The sequence below is a fragment of the Croceitalea sp. MTPC5 genome, assembly GCF_036985505.1.
Lineage (GTDB): Bacteria > Bacteroidota > Bacteroidia > Flavobacteriales > Flavobacteriaceae > Croceitalea.
The window spans coordinates 1-864 of sequence record NZ_BTGQ01000035.1 but is presented as its reverse complement, the minus strand read 5'-3'; the positions used below and the strand labels follow the sequence as shown (position 1 = coordinate 864).

1 protein-coding gene is annotated in these 864 nt (G+C 36.1%); it reads right to left on the bottom strand.

Annotated elements, in window-relative coordinates; genetic code table 11:
- Positions 1 to 737 (bottom strand): site-specific integrase (locus tag AACM45_RS20295; RefSeq protein WP_339145035.1); only part of this gene is annotated, 737 nt, incomplete at its 3' end.
- Positions 738 to 864: the final 127 nt, after the last annotated feature.

Below are 864 nucleotides of genomic sequence, written 5' to 3'. Positions count from 1 at the left end.
AGTTCTTTGATATCGACATAGGAAAGCCCAGTATAGCAACTGAACACGAAGATATCTTTTACCCTTTGTAAACCTATGGTCATGAAAGAGGTATCCTCAATCAACTTTAGTTCTCTTTCGGTAAGGTAACTACGTTCGTTTTTTACAAATCGAAGTTTATAGTTCCGAAAAGGGTCTTTCTCCAACCATTCCATTCTTAAGCTTAGGTTGACTATTTTCATCAACCGTTCCATATGCTTCATTACCCCGTTATTGGTACAGGTCCTTCTTGCGGTCTTGGGATTATAAGTTCTAATGTAGTTTTCAAAGTTGACGATAAACTTATAATTCAATTGAATTAAATAGATATCATCCGTCTTTAATTTCTCCTTTAGATATTCTTTTAAATACTTCTCTGTGGAAAAGTAGTTCTTGAGGGTTCCAGGTTTTAGCGCATTGTTGATGTTCTTGTTGTGGTATTCTACTGCTTTCATCAAGGACATTCGTTCTTCGTCCTCCCCGAAGTACCTTAGCTTGATTGCTTTGGCAGTTATAAGTTTCCTTTCCGAGTGTAATTGCTTATGCGCATTGAGAACTTCAGCATGTACATCATCCAAATAGGTATTCAATAAAATCAGGTTTTCACTTGTTTCTTTGGCCCTACACCTAAAAATATCCCAATTGCACACCGCAATGTCCCGTTTTGTACTAAATTCTGCACGTTCTTTGTTGACCGTGATACGTGCATAAATATTCATTATATTTGGATTGCTCCTCTTTTTTCTAGTGAAGAATATTACTCCTAATGTGCTGTCCGTACGCATGTTGTAAGTCTTTTGGATTAAACAATTTTATTTAAAGACTACATCCAAATTGCTCTAAATG